General features: G+C 71.4%; 17 protein-coding genes and 2 pseudogenes. 12 read left to right on the top strand and 7 right to left on the bottom strand.

Annotated elements, in window-relative coordinates; all coding sequences use genetic code 11:
• The first annotated feature begins 1 nt into the window (after position 1).
• From gcvH to LUTJ29_RS18860, 3 genes and pseudogenes are all read left to right on the top strand, one after another.
• Positions 2–397, top strand: a complete 396-nt coding sequence (gene gcvH / locus LUTJ29_RS0112545) for a glycine cleavage system protein GcvH (RefSeq protein WP_027072818.1) — start codon at positions 2–4, stop codon at positions 395–397.
• 957 nt (positions 398–1,354) lie between these two features.
• Positions 1,355–1,435, top strand: a pseudogene (locus LUTJ29_RS18865) (histidine biosynthesis protein HisIE); the annotation flags it as partial.
• Between the two features lie 66 nt (positions 1,436–1,501).
• Positions 1,502–1,585: pseudogene (locus tag LUTJ29_RS18860) on the top strand (histidine biosynthesis protein HisIE); the annotation flags it as partial.
• Positions 1,586–2,152: 567 nt separating this feature from the next.
• On the opposite strand, the gene LUTJ29_RS0112535 reads toward LUTJ29_RS18860, so the two are convergent.
• On the bottom strand, positions 2,153–3,493 hold the full coding sequence (locus tag LUTJ29_RS0112535; RefSeq protein ID WP_156911576.1) for a serine hydrolase domain-containing protein: 1,341 nt from the start codon (positions 3,491–3,493) through the stop codon (positions 2,153–2,155).
• Positions 3,494–3,626: 133 nt separating this feature from the next.
• On the opposite strand from LUTJ29_RS0112535, the gene LUTJ29_RS0112530 reads away from it, so the two are divergent.
• Together LUTJ29_RS0112530 and LUTJ29_RS0112525 are read left to right on the top strand one after the other, a co-directional pair.
• On the top strand, positions 3,627–4,229 hold the full coding sequence (locus LUTJ29_RS0112530) for a LemA family protein (RefSeq protein WP_027072815.1): 603 nt from the start codon (positions 3,627–3,629) through the stop codon (positions 4,227–4,229).
• Between the two features lie 135 nt (positions 4,230–4,364).
• Entirely contained in the window at positions 4,365–6,257 is a 1,893-nt protein-coding gene (locus tag LUTJ29_RS0112525) for a M48 family metallopeptidase (RefSeq protein WP_027072814.1), read from the top strand.
• 22 nt (positions 6,258–6,279) lie between these two features.
• Here LUTJ29_RS0112525 and LUTJ29_RS0112520 read toward each other — a convergent pair whose 3' ends face one another.
• The gene (locus LUTJ29_RS0112520; protein WP_027072813.1) at positions 6,280–7,890 is read right to left on the bottom strand and encodes a choline dehydrogenase; all 1,611 of its coding nucleotides are present in this window, start codon (positions 7,888–7,890) and stop codon (positions 6,280–6,282) included.
• Between the two features lie 74 nt (positions 7,891–7,964).
• On the opposite strand from LUTJ29_RS0112520, the gene LUTJ29_RS0112515 reads away from it, so the two are divergent.
• Positions 7,965–9,344 (top strand): MFS transporter, encoded by a 1,380-nt coding sequence (locus tag LUTJ29_RS0112515; RefSeq protein ID WP_027072812.1) that lies wholly within the window; start codon positions 7,965–7,967, stop codon positions 9,342–9,344.
• Positions 9,345–9,526: 182 nt separating this feature from the next.
• On the opposite strand, the gene LUTJ29_RS0112510 is transcribed toward LUTJ29_RS0112515, so the two are convergent.
• Positions 9,527–9,997 (bottom strand): hotdog fold domain-containing protein, encoded by a 471-nt coding sequence (locus tag LUTJ29_RS0112510; RefSeq protein ID WP_027072811.1) that lies wholly within the window; start codon positions 9,995–9,997, stop codon positions 9,527–9,529.
• A gap of 109 nt (positions 9,998–10,106) precedes the next feature.
• Entirely contained in the window at positions 10,107–12,584 is a 2,478-nt protein-coding gene (locus LUTJ29_RS0112505) for an acyl-CoA dehydrogenase (protein WP_027072810.1), read from the bottom strand.
• A gap of 158 nt (positions 12,585–12,742) precedes the next feature.
• Here LUTJ29_RS0112505 and LUTJ29_RS0112500 point away from each other — a divergent pair, with 158 nt between their 5' ends.
• Positions 12,743–13,384 (top strand): TetR/AcrR family transcriptional regulator, encoded by a 642-nt coding sequence (locus tag LUTJ29_RS0112500; protein ID WP_043741371.1) that lies wholly within the window; start codon positions 12,743–12,745, stop codon positions 13,382–13,384.
• Positions 13,385–13,424: 40 nt separating this feature from the next.
• Positions 13,425–14,171: a helix-turn-helix transcriptional regulator gene (locus LUTJ29_RS0112495; RefSeq protein WP_027072808.1), complete on the top strand. Its 747-nt coding sequence runs from the start codon at positions 13,425–13,427 to the stop codon at positions 14,169–14,171.
• Positions 14,172–14,258: 87 nt separating this feature from the next.
• Here the strand turns inward: LUTJ29_RS0112495 and LUTJ29_RS0112490 are convergent, their stop codons facing one another.
• Positions 14,259–17,285, bottom strand: a complete 3,027-nt coding sequence (locus LUTJ29_RS0112490; RefSeq protein WP_027072807.1) for a TonB-dependent receptor — start codon at positions 17,283–17,285, stop codon at positions 14,259–14,261.
• A gap of 497 nt (positions 17,286–17,782) precedes the next feature.
• Here LUTJ29_RS0112490 and LUTJ29_RS0112485 point away from each other — a divergent pair, with 497 nt between their 5' ends.
• Entirely contained in the window at positions 17,783–19,069 is a 1,287-nt protein-coding gene (locus LUTJ29_RS0112485; protein WP_027072806.1) for an aspartyl/asparaginyl beta-hydroxylase domain-containing protein, read from the top strand.
• Positions 19,070–19,083: 14 nt separating this feature from the next.
• Here LUTJ29_RS0112485 and LUTJ29_RS0112480 read toward each other — a convergent pair whose 3' ends face one another.
• Positions 19,084–20,616, bottom strand: a complete 1,533-nt coding sequence (locus LUTJ29_RS0112480) for a sulfotransferase (RefSeq protein ID WP_084524870.1) — start codon at positions 20,614–20,616, stop codon at positions 19,084–19,086.
• A 33-nt stretch (positions 20,617–20,649) separates the two neighbouring features.
• On the opposite strand from LUTJ29_RS0112480, the gene LUTJ29_RS0112475 reads away from it, so the two are divergent.
• The 3 genes from LUTJ29_RS0112475 (at position 20,650) to LUTJ29_RS0112465 (ending at position 23,450) form a co-directional block, all read left to right on the top strand.
• On the top strand, positions 20,650–21,126 hold the full coding sequence (locus LUTJ29_RS0112475) for a hypothetical protein (RefSeq protein WP_027072804.1): 477 nt from the start codon (positions 20,650–20,652) through the stop codon (positions 21,124–21,126).
• 22 nt (positions 21,127–21,148) lie between these two features.
• Complete coding sequence (locus LUTJ29_RS17375) at positions 21,149–22,975, top strand: tetratricopeptide repeat protein (protein ID WP_051322993.1); 1,827 nt, start codon at positions 21,149–21,151, stop codon at positions 22,973–22,975.
• A gap of 127 nt (positions 22,976–23,102) precedes the next feature.
• Entirely contained in the window at positions 23,103–23,450 is a 348-nt protein-coding gene (locus LUTJ29_RS0112465) for a hypothetical protein (RefSeq protein ID WP_144774138.1), read from the top strand.
• A gap of 25 nt (positions 23,451–23,475) precedes the next feature.
• Here LUTJ29_RS0112465 and LUTJ29_RS0112460 read toward each other — a convergent pair whose 3' ends face one another.
• Entirely contained in the window at positions 23,476–25,089 is a 1,614-nt protein-coding gene (locus LUTJ29_RS0112460; protein WP_051322992.1) for a sulfotransferase, read from the bottom strand.
• Between the last annotated feature and the right edge of the window lie 53 nt (positions 25,090–25,142).

The following is a 25,142-nucleotide window of genomic DNA, read 5'->3' as shown; positions in this document are numbered from 1 at the left end:
CATGAGCGAGATCCCTGGCGACCTGAGGTTCATGAAGTCACACGAGTGGGCCCGAATCGAAGGCGATGGCAAGGTCACCGTCGGCATCTCCGACCATGCCCAGGGCCTGCTCGGCGACCTGGTCTACGTCGAGCTTCCCGCGGTCGGCGACACGGTCGAGGCGGGCAACGCCTGCGCCGTGGTCGAGTCGGTGAAGGCGGCGTCGGACGTCTACGCGCCGGTGTCGGGCACGGTGACCGCGGTCAACACCGCGCTGGCCGACAAGCCCGAGACGATCAACGAGGACGCCTACGGCGAGGGTTGGCTGTTCGTGGTCGAGGCGAGCGAGCCCGACCAGCTCAACGACCTGCTCGGCCCGGACGACTACGCCGAGCTGATCGAGGAAGACGACCACTGACTTCCTGTGGCGGGTGCGATGCGCCCGCCGTTTCCCGCGCGCGGTTGCCGCAGGCGGCGACCGCGCCGCCGGCCGGACCCGGTCCGCGCCTTCTTCCGACTCCTTCTTCCCCTTCCTTTCTTCCTTCGCCGGTCGATGCGCGTGGCGGCTTCGCGCATCGCATCGGCGACCGCGCGTGGAGAATCCCCGCCGCCGGGCGTTCGGTCGGGCGGAAAAGTTTGCGCAGTTCGGGCGCAAACCGGGTTGTGCGGCGCGTCGGCGAACGCTTCCGGTCGAACTCGCGTCACGGGTTCGAAGGACGCGCCGACGGGTGCGGGGACGGCGTCGACGGCGTTGCGTGCGCAGCGTGCGACGCGTCGCACGCGGATGCGACGCTTGCGGAAAAGTGCTTGTTTTGCGTGCTTTCGCGCGACGCGCGAACGTGCGACGCGAATGCTCCGCAACCGTTCGCGCGTGCGGCCGGGTGGCTGGCGGGTGGCGACGGGTGCGAACGGCGCGGTCGCGGGCGGGAGGATTTTTCGCGCGGGGTGTTGACAGCCGAAAAAACCGTGATTAGGTTTCGCCCAACAGACGGTTGCACAGAAGCGAGTGAGTCAGCACACGGCGAAAACGCGCAGCAAACATAAGACATCCGCCCCGGACTACGACAAGGTGGATTCAGGCACCGTCTCCGCTGCGAAAGCCAACGAACTCCCCATCCGACACCTGCGACGCTCCAGGCCGCAGGTGTTTTTGCATTCCCGGGACTGCGACTCCCCGATCGCGTCGTCCCTGCAGGATCCGTTCCGGTGCGCGTGGCGCGCCGGCGGTCGTGCGCGGGTCCGATACCCGCGCGCCGCTTGAACTGGGCAGTAGTACCGCAAGTCCACTGACGAGGAGAGCCATCACATGGCCGCGAAGAAAGCTGCAAAGAAGAAGGTCGCCAAGAAGGCGGCCAAGAAGCCCGCCAAGAAGGCCGCGGGCAAGAAGGCCACCAAGAAGGTAGCCAAGAAGAAGGTCGCGAAGAAGAAGGTCGCGAAGAAGAAGGTCGCCAAGAAGGCCACCCGCAAGGTCGCCAAGAAGGCCACCAAGAAGACCGCGAAGCGTCCAGCCAAGAAGGCCGCGAAGAAGGCCACCAAGAAGGCTGCGAAGAAGAAGGTAGCCAAGAAGACCACCAGGAAGGCCGCCAAGAAGAAGGTAGCCAAGAAGGCTGCCAAGCGCCCCGCCAAGAAGGCCGCCAAGAAGGCCGCCAAGAAGGCGACCAAGAAGGCGGCCAAGAAGAAGGCGGCGGGTACCAAGAAGCCGGCCCGCAAGGCCACCAAGAAGAAGGCCAGGAAGGCCACCAGGAAGAGCTCGGCCCAGGCGCTTCCGCCGGTGCCGACTCCGCTCATCTGACAAGAAAAAACCCGATTAGCCGTACATCCAGGCTCCTTCTCCGCGTTGCCCAGGCGGAGAGGGAGTTTTTTTTGGGGCGGGGACGCGGCCGGCGCGGCCGGCCGCCCGCGACGACAGGCGCGGCAGGATCGGGGGGCAGGCGCCGGGGTTGGGCGCCCGCCCGCGACCGCGCATCCGTCGCGGGGTCATCCCCCCGCCGGCGCGCGGACGCGTCGGCGATTCCGGATGCGTCGCAGGGAGCTGGCGACCAGGGGTGTGGACGGCATCCGGCCGATGGCCGCTTCGTCGTCGACGCGGGGGGGGGGCGGGCGCCGGTGCCCGCCGCGGAGTCCGGCCGGGCGGCCCGACCGACGCGGTCGCGACGCAGGCCCCGCCGGAAGACTATTGCGGGCGCGCGTTCGAGGAGCCCGACTGCGGGCCGCCGCTGGCAGGCGAGTCCCGGTCCTCGGAGGCGAACATGGTCTCGATGCCCGGATCGACGTCGAGCCACTGCTGCGGGGGCAGCCCGATGGCGCGGTCGAGGATGGTGGGCAGCAGCCCCGAGGGCAGGGCGCTGTCGCTGTTCCACAGGATCGCCACGCCGAGGTCGCGCTCGGGCAGCATCGCGATCAGCCCGCGGTAGCCCTGCACGGCGCCACCGTGGAAGACCAGGCGGTGCCCGGCGTAGTCGTAGATCCGCCAGCCCAGTCCGTAGCCCGCCGCATTGAGGCGTTCGCGCCGCCACGAGGTGCCGCGCAGTTCGCCGGGCGTGCCCACGATCGGCGACTGCAGCGTGGCCAGCAGCGGTGCGGGCAGCACGTCGGGGCGGCGGCCGCTCTGCGCGAGCAGCCACTTCGCCATGTCGCTGATGCTCGCGTTGACGCCGGCGGCGGGGGCGAGGCGGTAGTAGGTCGGCTTGGGCATCACTGGCTTCCAGCCGGCACCCGCGCGCACGTGCGGCTTGGCCCAGCGCGGACTGGCGAGGATGCCTTCCAGCCCGACGCTCGCGTCCTCCATGCCAAGCGGCTTGAAGATCCGCCGCGCCAACGCCTCGTTGTAGAACTGCCCGCTCGCGCCGAACACCACGTCGCCGACCAGGCTGAAGGCCACGTTCTGGTAACCGTAGCACTCGCCCGGCCGGCACACCATCGGCGCCGAGGACAGGCGCTGCACGAGCGTGTGGTAGTCGGCGTTGGCCTCGATGTCGCGGTCGAAGGTGTGGTGCCTGAGGCCGACCCGGTGGCTGAGGACGTCGGCCACGGTGAGCTGGCTGGCGGCGTCCGGGTCGGCCAGCTGCAGGCTCGGCATGAAGTCGGCCACCCGGCTGTCCCAGCGCAGCGCGCCCTCGGCCACCAGCATGCCGGTCAGGGTGCCGGCGAAGGATTTCGACAGCGAGGCGAGCCGGAACACGGTGTGGGCGTCCACCGGCTCGGCGTTGTTGACGTCGGTGATGCCGTAGCCGCGTGCGCTGAGGACCTGGCCGTCGTGCACGATCGCCATCGCCAGGCCCGGCACGCGCTGGTCGGCGACCAGGGCCTGCGCCATCGCCTCGAACACGCGCACGTCGAAGCTGCTGGCCAGGGGCCTGCGCTGGATGTCGGCGGGCAGGGGCGCCGGACGGTCGCCCGGCACGGGTTGCACGGTGGCGGTCACATCCGCCGCGCCGCGCGCGTCCTGTCTCCAGGCAAGAGGAGTCTGGGCAGCACTCGAAAGGGCGATCGCCGCCAGCATCCCCACCAGCATCGCGCGGGCGAGGCGGGTGCCGGGGGATCGACGGTGCTTCGCTTTCATCGGGTCAGTCCCCTGCGTATGCTCTCGCTGCAGGCGATCATAGGCGCCTGTTCCCGGACTTGCATGAACAAGTGGAGGAATCACCGTGAGTGCATTGATTCTGTTGGCGGTCCTGATCGGCCTCGCGGTAGTCGTGGGCGGCTGGGCGATCGGCATCTACAACGGCCTGGTGACCGCGCGCAACGCGTTCAGGAACGCCTTCGCGCAGATCGACGTGCAGCTTCAGCGCCGCTTCGACCTGATCCCCAACCTGGTCGAGACCGCCAAGGGCTACCTGGCGCATGAGCGCGGCACGCTCGAGGCGGTGACGGCGGCCCGCGGCGCGGCCCAGGCCGGGCTCGCGGCGGCCAAGGCCAATCCCGGCGATCCGGCGGCGATGGCCGAGCTGGCCCAGACCCAGGGCGCGCTCAACGGCGCGCTGGGCCGCCTGATGGTGGTGGTCGAGGCCTATCCCGAGCTCAAGGCCAACCAGAACATGATGCAGCTCACGGAAGAGCTCACGTCGACCGAGAACCGGGTGGCGTTCGCGCGCCAGGCCTACAACGACTCGGTGATGGCGTACAACAACAGGCGCGAGGTGTTCCCGTCGAGCATCATCGCCGGGATGTTCAACTTCGCCCCGGCCGCCCTGCTCGAGATCCCGGCCGATCGCGCCGAGGTGCGCGAGGCGCCGAAGGTCCAGTTCTGATCCTCCGCGTGGCGCGCCGCCCCGTCCGGGCATGACCCGGCCGGGCGGCGCGAGGGCGGCGGCCGTGGACCCGGTCGCCGCGCCCCCATGCGCGCCCATGCCACGAATCCGACAGCCACCCGCCACCGCATCGCGATGAACTTCTTCGAACGCCAGGCCAGGGCTCGCCGCAACACCACCCGGCTGGTGGTGCTGTTCGCGCTCGCGGTGGTCGGCATCGTGGTGGCCGTCGACCTGGGCGTGATGCTTGTGTTCGGCAGCGACCCGGCCCTGCTCGCGGTGTCCACCCTGCTCGCGCTGGGCGTGATCGGCATCGGCTCGATGTACCGCACCGCATCGCTCAGTGGCGGCGGCGACTCGGTGGCGCTGCAGATGGGCGGGGTGCCGGTGCCCGAGGACACCACCGACGTGCAGCTGCGCCGGCTGCGCAACGTGGTCGAGGAGATGTCGATCGCCTCGGGCGTGCCGGTGCCCAGGGTCTACGTGCTCGAGCACGAGCCGGGGATCAACGCCTTCGCCGCCGGCTATTCGCCTTCCGACGCGGTGATCGCGGTCACCCGCGGCGCGCTCGACCGGCTCAACCGCGACGAACTGCAGGGCGTGATCGCGCACGAGTACAGCCACATCCTCAACGGCGACATGCGCCTGAACATCCGCCTGGTCGGGGTGCTGTTCGGGATCCTGATGCTGGGCCTGATCGGGCGCAAGATCCTCCAGCACGGCGCCGCGGTGCGCGGCCGCAATGCGATGCCGCTGCTGGTCGCCGCGCTGCTGGCGCTGGTGGTGGGCTACGTGGGCCTGTTCTTCGGCCGCATGATCAAGGCCGGCGTCAGCCGCAGCCGCGAGGTGCTGGCCGACGCCTCGGCGGTGCAGTTCACCCGGCAGACGACGGGGCTGGCCGGGGCGCTGAAGAAGATCGCCGGGCTGCACGACGGCTCGCGCCTGACCGCGCGCGCCGAGGCCGAGGAAGTCAGCCACATGCTGTTCGGCGACGGCACCGGCCTGAGCGGCCTGTTCGCCACCCACCCGCCGATCCTCGAGCGCATCCGCGCGCTCGAGCCGGGCTTCCGGCCCGAAGGCCTGGAGCAGCTGAAGGCGCAGTGGCTCACGCGCCCGCCCAACGGCCTGGAGGAAGACCTGCGCCTGGGCCTGGCGACGCCCGCCGAGCGCGGGCCGCTGCCGGCGCTCGGCGCGGACATCGACGTCACCCCGCCGATGGTCGCCGCCCAGGTGGCCGAGCCCGACGAGGAGGACTACCGCCGCGCCGACGCGATCGTCGCCGGGCTGCCCGGCCAGCTGCGCGCGATGGCCTCGCTGCGCGAGGGCGCGATGCCGCTGCTGCTGGGGCTGCTGCTGGCGCCGGATGACGAGGTCGCCGACCTGCAGCGCAGCGAGATCGTCGCCCGGCTCGGGGTCGGCGTCGCGGCCGAGGCCCGGCGCCTGCGCGACGGCCCGCTGGCGTCGCTGCATCCGATGCTGCGCCTGCCGCTGGCCTCGCTCGCGTTCCCGACCCTGCGCCTGCGCCCGCGCCCGGAGCTGGCGACCTTCCTCGATACCGTGCATGCCGTGGTCCACGCCGACGGCCGGGTGTCGCTGTTCGAGTACTGCCTCGGGCGGCTGCTGGAAGTGCAGCTGCGCGAGGCGCTGGATCCGTCGCGCTATGCGCGCTTCGGCCGGCGCAAGCCCGGCAACGTCCGCCAGGAGTTCGCGACCCTGCTCGCGGTCGTGGCCCAGGCGGGCCATCCGCGCGATCCGGACGCCGCGCGGCGCGCCTACCTGGCCGGCATGCAGCGGGTGCTGCCGCGCGACCACCTGCCGTACGCGCCCCCGGCCGAGGGCGTGCTGGCGCTGGACGCGGTGTGGGAACCGCTCGACGCGCTCGACCCGCTGGCCAAGCAGGTGGCGGTGGAGGCGATCACCGACGCGATCTCCCACGACGGCAAGGTGACGGTCGCCGAGGCCGAACTGCTGCGCACGATCTGCGGCGTGTTCCACTGCCCGCTGCCGCCGATGCTCGAGCACGCCTGAGCGGCGGTGCCGCGGGCCGCCCTCAACCGCGCGACCGGGCGATCAGGTCGGCCGCGCGCTCGGCGATCATGATCACCGGCGCGTTGGTGTTGCCGCCCGGCAGGGTCGGCATCACCGACGCATCCACCACCCGCAGCCGCTCGACCCCGCGCACGCGCAGCTGCGGATCGACCACCGCCAGTTCGTCGCCGCCCATGCGGCAGGTGCCGGCCGGGTGGTACACGCTCTCGGCCTTGGCGCGGACGAAGGCGGCCAGGCCGGCGTCGTCGAGGTCCTCGCGGTCCGGGTAGATCGGCGCGCCGCGCCAGGGGGCGAAGGCGGGCCGGGTCAGGATGTCGCGGGAGACGCGCGCGCACTCGACCATCATTCGCAGGTCGAAGCCCTCCGGGTCGGACAGGTACCGCGGTTGGATCCGCGGCGGATCGGACGGGTTCGCGCTGGCCAGGGCGATGCGCCCGCGGCTGCGCGGGCGCAGGAAGCAGGCGTGCAGGGTGAAGCCGTCGCCGGGCAGCCGGTTGCGGCCGTGGTCGTCGAGCATCGCCGGGACGAAGTGGAACTGGATGTCGGCGCGCGCGTCCGGCGCCAGCGCCGAGCGGACGAAGCCGCCCGCCTCGGCGATGTTGCTGGTGCCGGCGCCGCGGCGGCCGCGCAGGTAGTAGTCGAAGGCGATGCGCAGTTCGCTGGCGCGGTCGTAGGTGACCCGCTTGGTGGCGCGGTACAGGGTGCAGATGTCGAGGTGGTCCTGCAGGTTGGCGCCGACCCCGGGGGCGTCGTGCAGCACCTCGATCCCGTGATGTCGCAGGTGGTCGGCCGGGCCGATGCCCGAGAGCATCAGCAGCTGCGGCGAATTGACGGTGCCCCCGCACAGCAGCACCTCGCGCCTGGCCCGGGCGTGGACCATGCGCCGGCCGACGCTGTAGTCCACGCCGTCGGCATGCCCACCGGAGAACGTCACGCGATGGGCCAGCGCGCCGGTCACCACTTCGAGGTCGGGTCGCGTGCGCGCGGGGTGGAGGTAGGCCACCGCGGCCGAACAGCGCGCGCCGCCGCGCTGGGTGACCTGGTACAGGCCGACGCCGGCCTGCTCGGGGCCGTTGAAGTCGTCATTGCGCGGATAGCCCGCCTGGGCTGCGGCCTCGATGAACGCTTCCGAGAGCGGATTGACGTGGCGCAGGTCGGACACGGTCAGCGGGCCGTCGCCGCCGTGCAGCGCATCGGCGCCACGGGTGTTGCCCTCGCTGCGGCGGAACCAGGGCAGCACCGCGTCCCAGTGCCAGCCGGTGGCGCCGGCCGCGGCCCAGGCGTCGTAGTCGGCCGGCACCCCCCGGATGTAGCACATGGCGTTGATCGAGCTCGATCCGCCCAGCACCCGTCCGCGCGGCCACCACAGGCGCCGTCCGCGCAGTCCCGGCTCGGGCGCCGTGCTGTAGTCCCAGTTGACGTCCTTGCGGTTGACCAGCTTCGACAGGCCGGCCGGCATGTGGATGAACGGGTGCCAGTCGCGCGGGCCGGCCTCGAGCAGCAGCACGCGCACCCCGGGATCCTCCGAGAGCCGCGCGGCCAGGACGCAGCCGGCGGACCCGGCGCCCACGACCACGTAGTCGTACTGGTGCGTGGGGTCGTGCCGGGCCATGGCGCACAGCATATCCGCGCCAGTGGCGGATGGTGGGACAATTGGCCAACGTTTTCGCGGCTCCGGGCCTGGGCATGGCAACTCCGATCGACGAACCCGCAGGCACCGGCCGTCTCGCGCGCCTGCGCGCCGCGCTGGCCGAGTCGCCGCCGCTGCTGTGGTCGTTCCTGTACTTCTTCTGCCTGCTCAGCGGCTATTATGTGCTGCGCCCGGTGCGCGAGGCGATGGTGGCCTCCAGCGACGTCACCGCGGTGTTCCCGCCGGCACTGGTGGAGTTCTTCGCCAGTCGTGGCGTGGCCCTGGGCGACTTCGTGCCGCAGTTCATCTTCACCTCGGTGTTCGTGGTGATGCTGGCGCTGCAGCCGGCCTACGGCTGGCTGGTCAGCCGGTTCCCGCGGCGGGTGTTCCTGCCGGTGATCTACGGCTTCTTCATTGCCACGCTGCTGGTGTTCCACGCCCTGTTCGACAGCGGGGTGGCGGGGCGCGGCCTGGCCTTCGTGCTGTGGCTGACCGTGTTCAACCTGTTCGCGGTCGCCGTATTCTGGAGCTTCATGGCCGACGTCTACAGCAATGCCGAGGCGCGGCGCTATTACGGCTACATCGGCGCCGCCGGCACCGTGGGCGCGTTCCTGGGCCCGGTATTGACGGGGCTGCTGGTGCAGCGGCTTGGGATCGCCAACATGATGCTGGTCTCGTGCGCGCTGCTCGCGGTGTGCATGCTCTGCATCCTGCGCCTGCGCCCGTACGCCGTGCAGCGCGAGCAGGCCGACGGCCGGCGCAGCGGCGAGGTGCCGATGGGCGGCGAGGTCTGGGCGGGGCTGAAGCTGGTCGCGCGCGAGCCGCTGCTGCGCTGGCTGGCGCTGATGGTGGTGCTGGGGATCGGGGTCGGCACCCTGCTGTACAACGAGCAGATCCTGATCGCGCGTTCGGCCTTCGCCGACGCCGAGCGGCGCACCGCGTTCTTCTCCCGCATCGACCTGGCGGTGAACACGCTCACCCTGGTGGTGCAGCTGCTGGTGACGCGCGCGCTGCTGTCGCGCTTCGGCATCGCGCCGGCGCTCCTGATCCCCGCCGGCGCGGTGGTGCTGGGCTTCTCGCTACTGGCGGCCTCGCCGCTGCCGGTGCTGGTGGCGATCGTGCAGGTGGTGACCCGCGCCAGCGAATTCTCGCTGGCCAAGCCCGCGCGCGAGACGATCTACACCCGGGTCGGCCGGGAATGGCGCTACAAGGCCGGCGCCGCGATCGACACCGTGATCTACCGCGGCGGCGACCTGGTGTTCGTCTGGGTGCACAAGGCGCTCTCGACCCTGGGTTCGAACCTCGTGTTCGGCGCCGGCATCGTCATCGCCTCCGCCATGACCTTCAGCGCCTGGCGGCTGCTGCGCGAGGAGGCGAAGCTGCCGTCGGAGCGGTCGTTACGCGCCGATGCGGCGGACGCGGCGGAACGCGCCTGAAGGGCGTCCCGGCTCGCTTCCAGCACTGTAGGAGCGGCTTCAGCCGCGACCGGGCATGCATCCAGCTTCACCGCCGAAATCGTGGCTGAAGCCGCTCCAGCAATGGTCCAGGGCGGGGGCAGCAGAGCCAGCCGTCCCCGCCAGCGCCGCGCCATTGCGCGCGGGCCTGGGCGCGGCGGGCGTCAGGCCTTGCGCGGCGAGATCCACATCGCGATCCGTGCCCGGAACACGGGCTTGCCCGACGGATCGGCAACCTCGACGTCCACCGGAAGTTCGTAGCCCTGCGCGGCCTCGTGGGGCGCGAAGGCCGGGGTGGCCACGGCACGCATCGTGCCGACCGCCCTGGCCAGGTACTCGACCTGCATGCCGCGCGGGATCCAGCGCATCGATGCGGGCAGGCTCACGTCGGTGGTCAGGCCGCCGATGAACTCGGCCAGGTTGCACAGCGCGATCGCGTGCACGGTACCCAGGTGGTTGCTCACCCGCCGGCGGTGCGCGATGGTGGCCTCGCCGCGCCCGGGGCGCAGCGCGACGATGCGCGGGGCAATGCCCGAGAAGTAGGGCGCCTTGAGGCAGACCAGGCGCGAGAACAGCCACTTGCCGAGCGGCCGGCGCTCGAGGGACTGGTACAGGCGGAGGACTTGCGGGGCCATGGCGTGGCGTCCCTGGTCTGCGCGGTGCCGGAGTGGTGGAGCGGCCCACGGGATGCCGCGGGCCGCGGAAACGGTCCGCGCGGCGCGCGCCGCGCGGATCGCGGGCCGGTCAGGCGGCTTCGCGCCGCGCGCGTTCGGACCCGGGCAGGTTGCGGTAGCCGGCCGAGCGCAGTTCCTCGGTGTCGAAGTCGTCGACCATGATCGCGTCGAGGGTCAGCTCGCGCAGCTCTTCGAGCTGGGCGCGTTCCTCGGCCGTGATCCAGCCCTCGCGCACGCCCTCGTCGAGCTGCGACCTGAAGTCCAGGGCCTCGATGTCGCTGCTCTTGAGCGCCTTGAGGAATTTGCGCTCCACCGGCTCGGCGGCGATGGCCTTGGCCAGGTAGCTGTTGATCCGGCCGCCCGGGTTGTTCGGGCCCGGGGTCAGGAACACGCCCTGGGCCAGGCGGTCGCGGGCCTCGTTGGGCGCCATCAGCAGCGCGGCGACGCGATGGCTCAGGCGGTCGCCCGGCGGCACCGCGCGGCGGCCGAGCGGGAACACCAGGGCCCACAGCAGCCAGCCGACCGGACGGATCGGGAAGTTGCGCAGCGCCGCCGACAGCGCGGTCTCGATCTTGTGCACGCTGTCGTGGAACGCCCACGCCAGCAGGGTGCGGTCGGACTGCGGCGCGCCCTCGTCGTGGTAGCGCTTGAGCATGGCGCTGGTCATGTACAGGTGGCTGAGCACGTCGCCCAGGCGCCCGGACAGCGACTCCTTGAACTTGAGCTTGCCGCCCAGCATCAGCATCGACACGTCGGCCATCAGCGCCAGGTTGGCGGAGTAGCGGTCGAGCTTGCGGAAGTAGCGGCGGGTGTAGTCGTCGCCCGGCGCCGAACCGATCTTCGCGCCGGTGATGCCGAACCAGAACGAACGCACCGCGTTGGAGATCGCGAACGAGATGTGGCCGAACAGGTTGCGGTCGAACTCGCGCAGGCCGGCGGCATGGTCCGGGTCCTGGGCCGCCTTCATTTCCTTCATCACCCACGGATGGCACAGGATCGCGCCCTGGCCGAAGATCAGCAGGCTGCGGGTCATGATGTTGGCGCCCTCGACCGTGATCGCGATCGGGGAGGCCTGCCAGGCGCGGCCGCCGATGTTGCGCGGCCCGAGGATGATGCCCTTGCCGCCGACGATGTCCATGAAGTCGCCGGCGACCTCGCGGCCCATCGTGGTGCAGTGGTACTTGGCGATCGCCGAGGGCACCGACGGCACGTCGCCACGGTCCACCGCCGCGGCCGTGGCCTGCGACAGCGCGCTGGTGGCGTAGGCCTTGCCGCCGATCCGCGCCAGCGCCTCCTCGACGCCCTCGAAGCGGCCGATCGACAGGCCGAACTGCTTGCGGATGCGGGCGTAGGCGCCGGCGACCACCGCCGCCCACTTGGCGCCGCCGCTGGCGGTGGAGGGCAGGGTGATCGAGCGGCCCACGGCCAGGCACTCGTTGAGCATGTTCCAGCCCAGGCCGGCCTTGTCCACGCCGCCGATGAGCTGGTCCAGCGGCAGGAACACGTCCTTGCCGCGCACCGGCCCGTTCTGGAACGGCGAGTTGAGCGGGAAGTGGCGGCGGCCGATCTCCAGGCCCGGGGTGCTGCGCGGCATCAGCGCGAGCGTGATGCCGATGTCGCGCCTGTCGCCGATCAGGCCGTCCGGGTCGTACATGCGGAAGGCCAGGCCGATCAGCGTGGCCACCGGCGCCAGGGTGATGTAGCGCTTGTCGAAGGTCAGGCGCACGCCCAGCACCTGCTCGCCGTTCCACTCGCCGCGGCAGACGATGCCGTAGTCCGGGATCGAGGTCGCGTCGGACCCGGCGAACGGGCCGGTCAGGGCGAAGCAGGGAATCTCCTCGCCCACCGCCAGGCGCGGCAGGTAGTAGCGCTTCTGCTCCTCGGTGCCGTAATGCATCAGCAGCTCGCCCGGGCCGAGCGAGTTGGGCACGCCGACGGTCGAGCTGACCACGCTCGACACGGAGGCAAGCTTCTGGATCACCTTGTGGTGGGCGAGCGCCGAGAAGCCGAGGCCGCCGTACTCCTTCGGGATGATCATGCCGAAGAAGCGGTGCTGCTTGATGAAGTCCCACACCGCCGGGGGCAGGTCGGCGCGGACGTGGTTGATCTCCCACTCGTCCACCATCCGGCACAGTTCCTCGACCGGGCCGTCGAGGAACGCCTGCTCCTCTTCGGTGAGCACCGGCTTCGGGTAGCCGAGGAGCTTGTCCCAGTCGGGGTCGCCCGTGAACAGCTCGCCCTCGAAGCCGACCGAACCGGTTTCCAGCGCGATGCGTTCGGTCTGCGACAGCGGCGGCAGGACCTTGCGGAAGAACTTCAGCAGCGGCGCGGTGACCAGCGGCTTGCGCAGGAACGGCAACAGCAGCAGCGCGCCGACCGCGGCGACGATGCCCGCGGCCACCAGGGTGGCGGTCGGGTGCGCGCCGAGGAACCAGCACGCGGCCAGCAATGCGGCGCTGATGGCGACCCAGGTCACGAGCCGCAGTCGATGGTAGGCAGCGAAGGCGCCGGCCAGCAGCACCGCAAGGAATGGAATCACGACGCTCATCTCGAATGTCTCCAGCTCGATGTTGGCGCCACGCGCGAAGCGCGCGCGTGACGATCTGACCGTACGGGCGAGTATGGAATTGCCCGTACAGGCTTGTCAACGCGCCCCGGGTCATTCACGATACGATTCTTGAACCAAGCGTATGGACAGCGATCGACATGCCCAAAGCCGACGCCAATCCCCCGGCCTCCACCGATGAAGAAGGCGCCGCGTCCCGGTCCGGGACCCGCGCCAGGCCGGAGCGCAGCGGCCGACTGAGCGCCGACGACTGGGCCCAGGCCGCGCTCGACCTGATCGCCGAGCAGGGCGTGGCCGCGGTCGCGGTGGAACCGCTGGCGCGCCGGCTTGGCGTGACCAAGGGCAGCTTCTACTGGCACTTCCCGTCGCGCGAAGCGCTGCTGCAGGCCGCGCTCGAGCGCTGGGAGAGCGTCGAGCAGCAGGCGGTGTTCGGCGCCCTCGAGCGCGTGCCCGACCCGCGCGAGCGCCTGCGCGCGCTGTTCCAGATGGTGGCGCACGAGTACCAGTCGCACGTGATCTACAGCGCGCTGCTCAAGGCGCTCGACCATCCGGTGGTGCAGCCGGTCATCGACCGCGTGTCCAAGCGCCGCCTCGACTATCTGACCGCCTCGTTCCGCCAGACCGGCCTCGGGCGCGAGGACGCCCAGCACCGCGCGCGCCTGACCTATGCCGCCTACGTCGGCTTCCTCCAGCTCAACCTGCAGCTGCACCAGGCACGGATGCCGCAGGAGGAGTTCGAGGCCTACGTCGAGCACCTGACCAGGACCCTGGTCCCGGCCTGAGCGAGGCGCCGGCGGCGCGCGCGCAGGGTACCGTCCGCCCATGAGCGTCTCGGTCGACCTGGTCAACGCCCTCAAGCGCAGCCTGCGCGCGCAGGGCCTCACCTACCGCGAACTCGCCCAGCGCATCGGCCTGAGCGAGGCCGCGGTCAAGCGCATGTTCTCGCGGCGGGCGATGAGCCTGCTGCGGCTGGAGCAGATCTGCGAGGTGCTGGGCGTGGGCCTGGCCGAGCTCGGCGCGGAGGCCGGCCGCGGCGCCGAGCCGATGGCGCGGCTGACCCAGGCGCAGGAGCAGGCGCTGGTCGACGACCCGGCGCTGATGCTGGCGATGTTCCTGGGCATCAACCGCTGGCGGCAGGAGGACGTGATGGCGCACTTCGCCTTCACCCTGCCGCAGTGGACGGCGCTGCTGGCGCGCCTGGACCGGCTCGGCATCATCGAACTGCAGCCGGGCAACCGGGTGCGGCCGCTGACCGCGCGCAACTTCCGCTGGCTGACCGACGGTCCGATGGAGCGCTACTTCCGGACCACCCTGCTGGGCGACTACTTCTCCGATCCGTTCGACGGCGAGCTCGACCGGCTGCTGCTGCTCAGCGGCTCGCTTGGCCCCGACGGCGCGCGCCAGATGAAGCTGCGCCTGGACGAGGTGGCGCGCGAGTTCGACGGCCTGCTGGCGCGCGATGCCAGCCTGCCGGCGGAGCAGAGGGTGGGCGTGAGCCTGGTGCTGGCGCAGAAGCCGTGGCTGCTGCGGCTGTTCGAGGCCTACCGCCGCGCACGCCAGGACCACTGACCCGGCACGGTTCCCGACACGGGCCCCCGAAAAAACTGCGGCCCCTTGCGGGGCCGCAGCAGCTTCACGATGCCTGGTCCGAGGGCATCAGAACTTCTGCGTGTACTTCATGTACACGAAGCGACCGATGTCGAAGGCACCGTTGTAGGTGAAGTCGCCGTTGGTATTGACGTAGGTCACCGGGCCGACGTGGTCGAACACGTTGTTGGCGCCGATGGCGATCACCGCGTTCCACGGGGCGTTGTAGCGGATCTGCAGGTCGTGGAAGGTGTTCGACCCCATCAGGCGGCGACGAGAGATCGCCGACGCCGGGGACCCGTCGGGCAGGTACGCGCCGGTGGGCGCGTAGACGATCTCGTCGCACTCCAGGTTCGGCTCGGTCGAGCCCGGGACGAAGTACGCGCAGGCTTCCTTGGTCCGCGAGTAGAAGCGGGCCGACCAGGTCGCGCTCCAGTCGCCCAGGTTCCAGTTCAGGCTGGTGTTGGAGCGGATCCGGTGGTTGCCGCCGTTGCTCACGGAGGACAGCGGGACGCGCGGGTCGTTGGTGCTCATCAGCACGTCGCTGATCACGTACGTGTTGTTCGAGACCAGCGAGAACGAGCCGAAGGTATCGAGATCGAAGCGGTAGCTCCAGTCGAAGTCGACGCCTTCCACCTCCCGGTAACCGGCGTTGCGGTTGCCGAACCGCAGGTTGTTCACGTAACCCTGGACCGGGTCGCGGGTGAACAGCGCGCTGGAGCAGCGGCTGGCGATCGCCTGGACGTAGCAGTCGTTGAGGATCAGCCCGGGCGAGTCGGCGACGATGGTGTCCTCGACGCGGATCTTCCACCAGTCGACGGCGACGTTGAACCCTTCGAGGAAGTGCGGGCTGTACACGATGCCCACGGTCCTGGAGGTCGATTGCTCGGGCAGCAGCGTCGGGTTGCCGGCGCCGGAGAAGAACGGCACCGGGGTCTGGACCGACGCCGTCGTCGACGGCACGAAGCCCTGCTGCAGCTGGCGGAAGGTGTCGGCCAGGGCGCCCAGGTGCTGCGCGCAGTTCGCGCGGACCTGCGCGTTGTTCGCCGCCACGCCGAACACGGTGTCGCACGGGTCGGCGTAGGTGGAGAACGTCTGCGAGCCGCCGCCGTACAGGTCGGAGATGGTCGGCGCGCGGAAGCCTTCCGCGTAGGTCGCGCGCACCAGCAGCGACTCGATCGGCCGCCACTTCAGGCCGAACTTGCTGTTGGTGGTGTCGCCGAAGACGTCGTAGTCGGAGTAGCGGGTGGCGGCGTCGAAGGTCAGTTCGTGGGCGCCGGTGACCCCGCGCAGCAGCGGCACGCTCAGCTCGAGGTAGACCTCGTCCACCTTGTAGCTGCCGCGGGTCGGCTGGCTGGCCAGGCCCGAGGTCTCGCCCATGATCTTCAGCGCGTCGGCCTCGAACTCGCCTTCTTCCTTGCGGGTCTCGACGCCGGCCGCGAACGCCAGGTCGCCTGCCGGCAGGCTGAACAGGTTGCCGGTGATGTTCGCCGAGAAGACCGTGGTGTTGGTCTTGCCGGTGTCGTGGTAGACCGGGAAGAACCGCTCGATCAGCGCGTCGTTGCCGGTCAGCGCGTTCGGGCCGGTGGCGCCGTAGTGCAGGAACGGGTTCCACGGGATGCAGGACGACAGCGGGATCGGATTGGCCGGGGTGCCGCACTGCACGACGCCGTCGCCATTGAGGAACGACGGGCCCAGCGCCTCGCGCAGCGGGATCAGGGCAATGTCGCCGCGATCGCTGCGGTTGAGCCGGTTCTCGTTGAACAGGTAGCTCACGTCCCAGTCGAAGTAGCGTTCGCCGACTTCGAAGGAGCCTTCCAGCGCCGCGGTGAAGCGGTAGGTGTCGGTGGTCGTGCTGGAGGCGCGCGGGACCTCCCACAGGCGACGCCACCAGTTGGTGATGGTCTCGCCGGTCGGGTTGAAGTAGCTGTCGGCGTGGATGCTCACGCCGAAGGTCGGGCCCTGGAACGGATAGCCCGCGATCTGGCGCTCGGTGGTGCGGGTGCTGTAGCCGAGGTTGGTGCGGAAGCGGATGTTGTCCGCCAGGTCATAGCTTCCGTCGATGAACAGCAGCTTGTAGTCGCGCGGCGTGCGCAGGTACATCTGCTCGTTCGAGTTGCTCTTGTGCAGGGTGCTGCCCGGCGAGCAGCCCGTGGTCGGGGTGGCGCCGGCGCAGGTGCCGACGTTCTGGTCCTGGGCGATGTAGCTGCTGGGCAGGGTCGGGTCGCCCACGCCGTCCCAGATCACGCGCACGCCCGGGTTCGGGTTGGTGTCGGTCGGGTCCGGGAAGGTGATCTGCGGAAACAGCGCGCGGTTGGCGTAGGTGGCGACGAAGCCGCCGTAGGCGCCGACGGTGGTCCAGCTGTCGTCGGGGTGCAGGTGCGAACGGGGATAGGCGCTGTACGGGCGGTCCTTGGCCCACACGCCTTCTTCCTCGCCCCACTCGGCGGCGATGGTCAGGTTGCCGCGCTCCCCGCTGATGCCCAGCACCATGTCGGCGCGGGTGGTGTCGCCGTCGCCCTCGCCGTACTGGCCGAAATAGACCGAGCCCTGCGCGCCGTCGAATCCGCTGCGGGTGATCAGGTTGACCACGCCGGCGATCGCGTCGGCGCCGTAGATCGCCGAGGCGCCGTCCTTCAGCACCTCGATGCGCTCGATGGCGGCGGCGGGGATCAGCGAGATGTCCGCCAGGCCCGTGGTGGTCACGCCCAGGCGCTTGCCGTTGAGCAGCACCAGGCTGCGCTCGGCGCCGAGGTTGCGCAGGCTGACGAAGGTGCCGCCGTTGCCCTCGCCCGCGGACAGCGCATTGGCACGGCTGATCGGCGGCGAGCCGAGGACGGGCAGGTTCTGCAGGATGTCGCCGACCGTCTGGAAGCCCATGCGGTCGATCTCTTCGCGCGACACCTGGACCACGGGCGCGGGCGTCGCCAGGTCGACCTGGCGGATGCGCGAGCCGGTGACCTGGATGCGGTCGAGTTCGGTGGGCTGGCTGCGGCCCTCGTCCTGGGCCAACGCACTGCCGGATGCGGCCACGGCCGCACCCGCGACGATCGCGTGGACGATCGCGTCGCGGAGTTTCGTCGTCTTCAGGGTCATCTCTCTCTCCGAGCAAGTTGGTCTCGACAACCCCCCCGGGGGGAACCGTACCGGTCAAGGAAATGGCCAGAACCAGTAAGGTTGCGCCTGATACTACAAGCTCGAATAGAGGACTTAAAGCATCGTTAACAAATGGCCGGCATTGTGTGAGCTGGCGGCCGGCCCGGCGTGGAAAGCGTTTGAAATCAGGGTCTTGCCTGGGTGGCCAGATGGCGGCCCCTGGCCGACGCCCGACGCGAAGCTTCGTCGTAACCCCCGCCGACGGGCGGGAAGGGGACGGCGTGCGCCGGGGTGCTCGCTCTCCCGCGCGACGGGTGGCGGCCGGACCCGGCGGCCGGCGCCGGAAGGCCGCCGACCCCGGGCAGTGGGGTCGCGCTGGAGGCCGGGACATCGGGCGCCACCCGGGGCTCCCCTGTCCGGCGGTTCGCACGCAGGGAGCATCGGCGCAAGGCGCACGCCGCGCGCGGATCGCCTATAGAATCGGCTGACGGGCCACGCTGGAGGGGAGCGTGCAGGCAGATGTCGCATCCTTGGTGAAGGCTGCCGGGGCGGCCGCCGCGGGCGGGCGCTGGCAGGAGGCCGAGCATCTCTGGGGACGGGTGCACGCCCTCGATCCGGACCACGTGCAGGCGCTTTTCAGCCTCGGCGTGCACGCGTTCCAGCGTGGCGACGCGGCGGCGGCGCTCGAACTGCTGCAGCGCGCGCGGCAGCGCGCGCCGCGCGACCCCATGATCCTGCTCACGCTCGGCAGGGTGTTCCGCGAAACCGGGAAGCCCGAGCAGGAGTGGGCGGCGATCATCGCCGCGCTGGAGATCGATCCGTACTTCCTGCCGGCGCTGCTGGGCAAGGCCGAGTACATCGAGCGGCAGGGCAGGACGCGAGCCGCGGCTGCCACGTTCCGCGACGTGCTCAGGGTCGCCCCGCCGGAGCCGGAGTGGCCCCCGGCGCTGCGCCGGCGGCTCGAGCATGCGCGTGACGCCGTGCAGCGGGACACCGAGGAGCTGGTGGAGTTCCTCGGCCAGCGGGTCGCCGCCAGGCGGACGACCGTGGACCAGGCGCTGACGGCGCGCTGGGACGAGGCGGTCTCGATCCTGGCCGGGCGCACCCGGCCGTACCCGTCGATCTGCAACCAGCTGCACGTGCCGAGGCTCCCGGCGCTGACCTTCTACGACGACGCCCATTTCCCGTGGATGCGCGAGCTCGAATCGCGCACCGACGTGATCAAGTCGGAACTGCAGGAGATGCTCGCCCGCCGCGGCGAGGAGTTCGTCCCCTACATCCAGTACAAGCCCGGCGACCCGGTCAACCAGTGGGACAAGCTTAACCACTCGCGCAACTGGAGCGGCTTCCATCTCTACGCGCACGGCAAGCCGGTGGAGGAGCACCTGGCCGAGTGCCCCCACACCGCCGAGGCGCTGGCCCTGGTGGACGCGGTGGAGATCGCCGGGCTGTGCCCGAACGCGATGTTCTCCGCGCTCGCCCCCGGCGCGCACATCCCGCCGCATACCGGCGAGACCAACGCGCGCCTGGTAGCGCATCTGCCGCTGGTCGTGCCCGAGGGTTGCACCTTCCGCGTCGGCTACGACACCCGCGCCTGGCGCGAGGGCAAGTGCTGGGTGTTCGACGACACCATCGAGCACGAGGCGCGCAACGACAGCCAGCAGCTGCGCGTGATCCTGATGTTCGACGTCTGGAACCCGCTGCTGGCGCTGGAGGAGCGCGAACTGGCGGCCGCCCTGGCGGCGGCGATGCGCGACTGGCGTGAGGCCGCGCCGGCGACCTGACCCCGGGGCGGCGCTCAGTCGGACGGCAGGTCGACCCCCTGCCGTGCGAGCGCCTCGCGCAGCGGTCCGAGCAGGTGCGCATAGCGCCGCCACCGGCCCGATGCCTCGCGATACAGCGGGCGGCGGACCTGCCAGTAGCTCGCGGTCCTGACGCTGCCCGCGCGCCGGTGGAAGTCCAGGCACGCCTCGTGCCACGGCAGGTCGAGGAACCCGAGCAGCGGGGCGAGCACCTCGCGCGGCGAAGCGACGAAGGCGTCGTAGTCCACGTCGTGGATGTCGCCCGGGTACAGCGCCTTCCAGTGCGCCATCAGGCGCCGGTACTCGCCGAACGCGTGGCCGATGTCCTGGAGCCTACCCGCGTACGGGAACGCGCGCGGGTTGAGGTGCTGCATGTAGATCGACAGGGCGTTGTCGAGCGGATCGCGCACGGTGTGGACGATCCTCGCGTCCGGGAACAGGCGCTTCACCAGGCCGACCAGCAGGTAGTTGTCGGGACGCTTGTCGGTGAACCAGCGCGGCGCCTCGCCCTCGCGCACGGGCAGCCGGCGGCCGGCGTCGGACAGGTAGGCGCCGGCCAGCGCGGAGCAGGCCGCGTCGTCGAGCCGGGCCAGCGAGGCCGGGAACGGCGCCAGCGGACCGGCGACCATGCGCGGAAGCAGGTCGAGTTCGCCGCCGGCCACGACCCCGGGATGTCCACCCAGCACCCGTTCCACCAGCGTCGAGCCGGAGCGGAACATGCCGCAGATGAACACGGGGCGCGGGCGCTGCGCCGGCGCCGCGCCGCCGCGGGCGGGGGCGGGGGCGGCGGTCGCGGCCAGGGCGCGCGTCCTGCGTTCGGCCTGCGCCGGGTCGTAGGGAGCAAAGCCCTGGTGCGCCAGCGCGTTGGCGCGCGAGAACGCATCGAATGCGCCATCCGCGTCGTCGAGGGCGTCGCGAGCGCGGCCGAGCGCGAACAGCATCGTCGCCCGGGTGGCGGCGGGCAACCGGCCGTCGGCGCTCGCGGCGTCGAGCCGCGCGAGCAGCGGGTCGGCGGGTGACGCAGGGGCGCGCAGTTGTACCAGCCGCGCCAGCGCTTCGGCAGCCAGTGCGTCGGCATCGGCGCCGGGGCGGCCGAGCAGGCGTTCGTAGCAATCGATCGCCTCGTCGCGCCGCCCCAGTTCCTCGTGCAGGTTGCCGAGGTTGAGCAGCGCGGGCCCATGGCCCGGTGCCAGCCGCAGCGCGGCCTCCAGCTCGCGGCATGCCGCGTCGTCGTCGCGGAGATGGTCGCTGAGGATCGCCGCGCGGTTGACGTGGATGGACTCGGGCGCACTCGCGCCGTGCTCGAGCGCGCGCGCATAGGCCTCGAGCGCGGCGTCGAACCTGCCCTGGCGGCGCAATGCGTAGCCGAGGTTGAACCACGCGTCGGGGAACCGGGGCTGGCCGGCGAGCACCTGGCGGTAGGCGGCTTCGGCCTCCTGCCAGCGACGCGCGGCGAGCAGCGCGTCCGCGCGCGCGGCCGCCAGCCTGGTCGCGTCGGCGCTGCTCGGCGGAGGCGTGCGTGTGCTCATCGGCCGGTAGTATGCTACCGGCGGTCGAATCGGATGGAGCGCCCGGTGGCGGTGTTTGCGATGCGAATGGCATGGCTGTTGCCCGGTGTCCTGCTGGCGGGCGCGGTGCAGTCCGCGGAACATCCCTGTGCCGAAGTGCCTGATCCCGAGCAGCGGCTGGCGTGCTACGACCGCGCCTTCCCGCCGTCCGAGTCGGTGCGCGAGGCGGCGCGGCAACGCGTGCTCGACCGGTTCGGGCGCCAGGAGCCGCCGCCGCCGATGCGCGATCCGGCCGCCCCGCCCCAGGCGGACGAGGCCGACCGGATCACCAGCACGATCACGCGCGTGGTCCACGCCAACGGAGGGCGGACGATCACCCTGGACAACGGCCAGGTATGGACGCTGACCGAGGCGACGATGCGCGGACCCACGAACGAAGGCGACGAGGTGACGGTCCGCAAGGGCGCGATGGGCAGCTATATCCTCGTCACCGCGGCCGGCGTCGGGCTCCGGGTCAAGCGGGTGCGTTGAGGGGATGCCGGCGTCGCCGTCGTTGACGCCGGAACAGACCAAGCGCCTGCGCGCTGCATTCGAGGCGCTGCGCTCGGGGGATCCCCGCCGCGCCCTGGCGGTGGCGCGCGAACTCGCGTCCGCCGTCCCGGGCAGCGCCGACGCGTGGCACGTGGTGGCGATGGGCCTGGCCGAGCTCGGCGACCGGGCAGGCGCGGACCAGGCCTTTCGCCGCGCGCTGCAGCTGGCGCCGCGATCGGCCGAGGTCGGCCTCAACTTCTCGCGCTGGCTCTCCCGCGACGGTCGCCTCCAGGATGCGTTACAGGTGCTCGAGGCGCTGCCGGACAGCGCACCGGTGTGCCTGCAGCGCGGGCTGGTCGCCGCCCGCGCCGGCGAGCATGCACGGGCGCGGGTTGCGTTCGAACAGGCGACGCGCCTCGACCCGGGTTCGCACAGGGCCTGGCATGGACTGGGCAACGCGCTGCGCGCGCTCGACCAGCCCGAGGCGGCCGACGCGGCATTCGAGCGCGCCACGACGCTCGCCCCCGAGAACCCCCGGGCCTGGATCGGCCGTGCGGTCGTGTTGCGCCTGCTCGGCCGGCTCGGGCCGGCCCGGGCGTGCCTCGATCAGGCGCGGCGGCTGGGATACGCGGGCCCGGAGCTGGACGATGTCCTGGTCGGCGTCCTCCACGACGCCGGCGAGGCCAGCGCGGCGCTGGCCCACGCGCGCCAGCTGGTCGAGCGGCATCCCGACTACGTGGATGGACACGCCACGCTGGCCCACCTGCTCTGGGAGCACGGTCCCGGCCTCGCTCCCGGGGAAGACCCGTTCGCCGCGTTCGTGCGCGCGGCGCGCCGCCGCGCAGGCGATCGCGGCTTGCTGCTGCGCCTGTCCGGCATGCTGACGAGCGCCGGCCGGGCCACCGAGGCGCTGGCGCTTCTCGAACCGGCAATGCACCGCGACCGCGACGACCCCGTGCTGCAATGGTTCTGCGCCGACGCGCACGCCCGGCTCGGCCGGCTCGACGAGGCGGGTCGGCTGTACGCCGCGGCGCGACCGAAGCTCGAACGCTCCAGTCCCGCGTTCCTCGACGCCTGCGCCCGCCACGCGCTGCGCACCGGTGATCCAGGCCTGGCCGGGCGTTGTGCGGCGCAGGCGGTGGCGCTCGATCCACGCAACCAGGAAGGCTGGGCGTTGCTGTCGGTGTGCTGGCGCCTGGCCGGGGACCCGCGCGAATGGTGGCTGTGCGACTACGAACGCCTGATCGCGGAGGTGGAGGTGGACCTCGACCCGGCTCACGCGCCAGGCGCGCTGGAACGCCTCGAGCAACGCCTGCACGCCTTGCACCAGGCCGCACGCGAGCCGATGGCGCAAAGCGTACGCACCGGATCGCAGACCCCGGGGCGCCTGTTCGGCCGGGACGACCCGGTCCTCGGGGCCGCGGCGGTCGCGATCCGGCGCGCGGTGGAGGCCTGGCTGCCCGCGCTCCCCCGGGACCCCGCGCATCCGTTCCTGTCGCGCGTGGACCGCGGCATCCGCTACTGCGGCTCGTGGTCCGTTCGCCTGCAGTCCTCGGGACGCCATGCCAATCACATCCACAACGAGGGCTGGTTGAGTTCGGCGTTCTACGTCGCCCTCCCGCCCTCGATGCTGGCGCAGGAGGAGGGCGACCACGCTGGCTGGATCCAGTTCGGCCAGCCGCTGGAGGAGCTCGGCCTCGAGCTTCCCCCGCGCCGGGTGATCCGGCCGCGCCCGGGACGCCTGGTGCTGTTCCCGTCCTACATGTGGCACGGGACCATTCCGTTCAGCGACGACCGGCCGCGATTGACCATCGCCTTCGACGCCCAGCCGGCCCCGGCGCCGCTGTGACACGCCGGGCCTGCTGTGCTAGAAGGAGGACAGGCCCGCAGGCGCCCGCCTGCACCGACTTGCCGTCAGCCGGGCGACGGGCTCGCCGGTCGCACGGTCCCGTGGAAGCCCGCAGCGAACCCCCGCCATGACTCCGCACCTGCTCTTCGTTCCAGTGGTCCTGCTCGCCGGGATGCTCGGCGGCGATCCACCCGCGCAGACCGTCGCAACGGCGCAGGCCGACGAGGCGGCGGCCACCGCCGGAGAAGCGGCGGCGCCCCAGGCCACAGAGGCCGCCCCGGCCCGGGCAGGGCGCGCCGCGCGCGCCCGCGACGACGATCCGAACCAGCGGGTATGCAAGTACATCGTCCAGACCGGCAGCCGGATGGGCGCGAAGGTCTGCAAGACGCGCGCCTACTGGAACGAGGTGGAACTGGCGGCGCGCAACAAGATGCGCGAGATCGACAGCCAGCCGATCCCGGTCAAGGCCAACTGACGTAACCCCGGCCGGCCGCCGGCGTTCAGTTCGCGCCGACCGGATCCAGGCCCGCCAGGGCGAGCCGTTCGCGCAGCGGTGCCAGCCCGTCGAGGTGGCGGCGGGAGCTGTGGATCGAGCGGCTGTGCACCGGTTCGCGCACCTGCGCCGCGCTTGCCGTGGCGACCGCGGCGTCGGCGCCACCGGCCTCGAGCACGCCCGGGTGCCATTCCAGCCCGCACCATTCGAGCAGGCGCCGTGATTCGGCCTCCGGGTTCCGGACCAGGTCCTCGTAGCGGATGTCGAGGATCTGCCCCGGCATGACCTCGTGCCAGTGCCGCATCATGCGCCGGTAGCCGGCGTAGTAGTCCGCCAGTTCCGACTGGTCGTACGAGAACTTGTACGCGCTGAAGAACAGCGTCTTGTACACGGCGTAGCAGGTGTCGAGCGGATCCCGGCTCAGGTGCACGATGCGGGCCTTCGGCAGCGCCTTGCGGATCGCGCCGAGGTACAGGAAGTTGATCGGCATCTTGTCGATGAACATCCGGCACGGGCCTGCCGTGTCCCGCGCCCCGCGCAGGTACTCGCGGCCGAGCGAGGCGAAGTCGACGTGCAGCGACCGCTCGGCGGGATTCGCGCCCGCGGCCGGGTCCACGCGCCCGGTCATCAGCCCCAGCAGGTTGCCGAAGTCGAGCAGCTCGCCCGCCGCGGCGACATGGCCGGTGCGCGCCAGCATGCGTTCGGCCAGGGTGGTGCCGGTCCGCGGCATGCCCACGATGAAGATCGCGTCGGCGCCCTCGTCCCCGTCCGCGGCGTCCGCCATCACCTCCGGCGTGTAGGCGCGGCAGATGTCGTCCATCGCCTGGAGTTCGCTGGCGAGGTCGTACTGGAAGGTCGCCCGCAGCGTGGACGCCGCCTTCGACAGTTCCGCGAACGAGCGCTCGTGCTCGCCCAGGTCCTCGAGTTCCTTGGCGAGCGCGTAGCGCGCCGCCGCTTCCGCGGCGGGGCGCTCGAACCCGGCCGCCAGGCGCTGCTCGAGGTCGGCGACGTGGTTGCGGTCGGGCGTCTGCCGGCGCAGCGTCGAGCGCAGGTAGAGGGCGTGCCCGGCCTGCGGATCAGCCGCCAGCATCCGGTCGAGGTTGCGTTCGGCATCGTCGAACTCGCCGCTGAAGAACTGGGCGACGGCCAGGTCGTAGAGCAGCGGCGGCGGGTCGCCGAGCAGGGAGCGGGCCCGTTCGTAGTGCGCGATCGCCGCGCGCGGGTCGTTGCAGCTGTTGGTGATGGCGCCGGCGCGCCAGCTGGCCCTGCCGTCACCGGGAAGTTCGGCCGCCGCCTCGGCGACCAGCGCGATCGCGGCTCGGCGCTGGCGCATCTGCTGCAGCAGCTCGGCCTTCTTGATCTTCAGGGCGCTGTCGCCGTTGCTGGCCTGCAGCGCGGCGTCGAGGTGCGCCAGGGCGGCGTGCGGGTCGCCGTTGGCGAGCGACGCCTCGGCGGCGAACACCAGCACCTGCACGCTCGCGGGGAAGGCATCGAGCAGCCGGCGCGACACCTCCAGCGCGTCCGCGGCCCTGCCGTTGGCGATCATCGCGTAACCGGTGCGGATCGCCTGTACGGCCTGCGCGACGGGATCGACGGGCGGCCTGGGGGGTGCTGCGCTCATGTTGTTCCGCTGTGTGGCGTTGGCTGCCGCCTATCGTAGCGGATACGGGTCCG

Origin of the sequence: Luteimonas sp. J29 (assembly GCF_000472505.1) — a bacterium.
Taxonomy (GTDB): domain Bacteria; phylum Pseudomonadota; class Gammaproteobacteria; order Xanthomonadales; family Xanthomonadaceae; genus Luteimonas.
The sequence above is the reverse complement of the archived record's forward strand: the minus strand, read 5'-3'. Positions and strand labels throughout refer to the sequence as shown.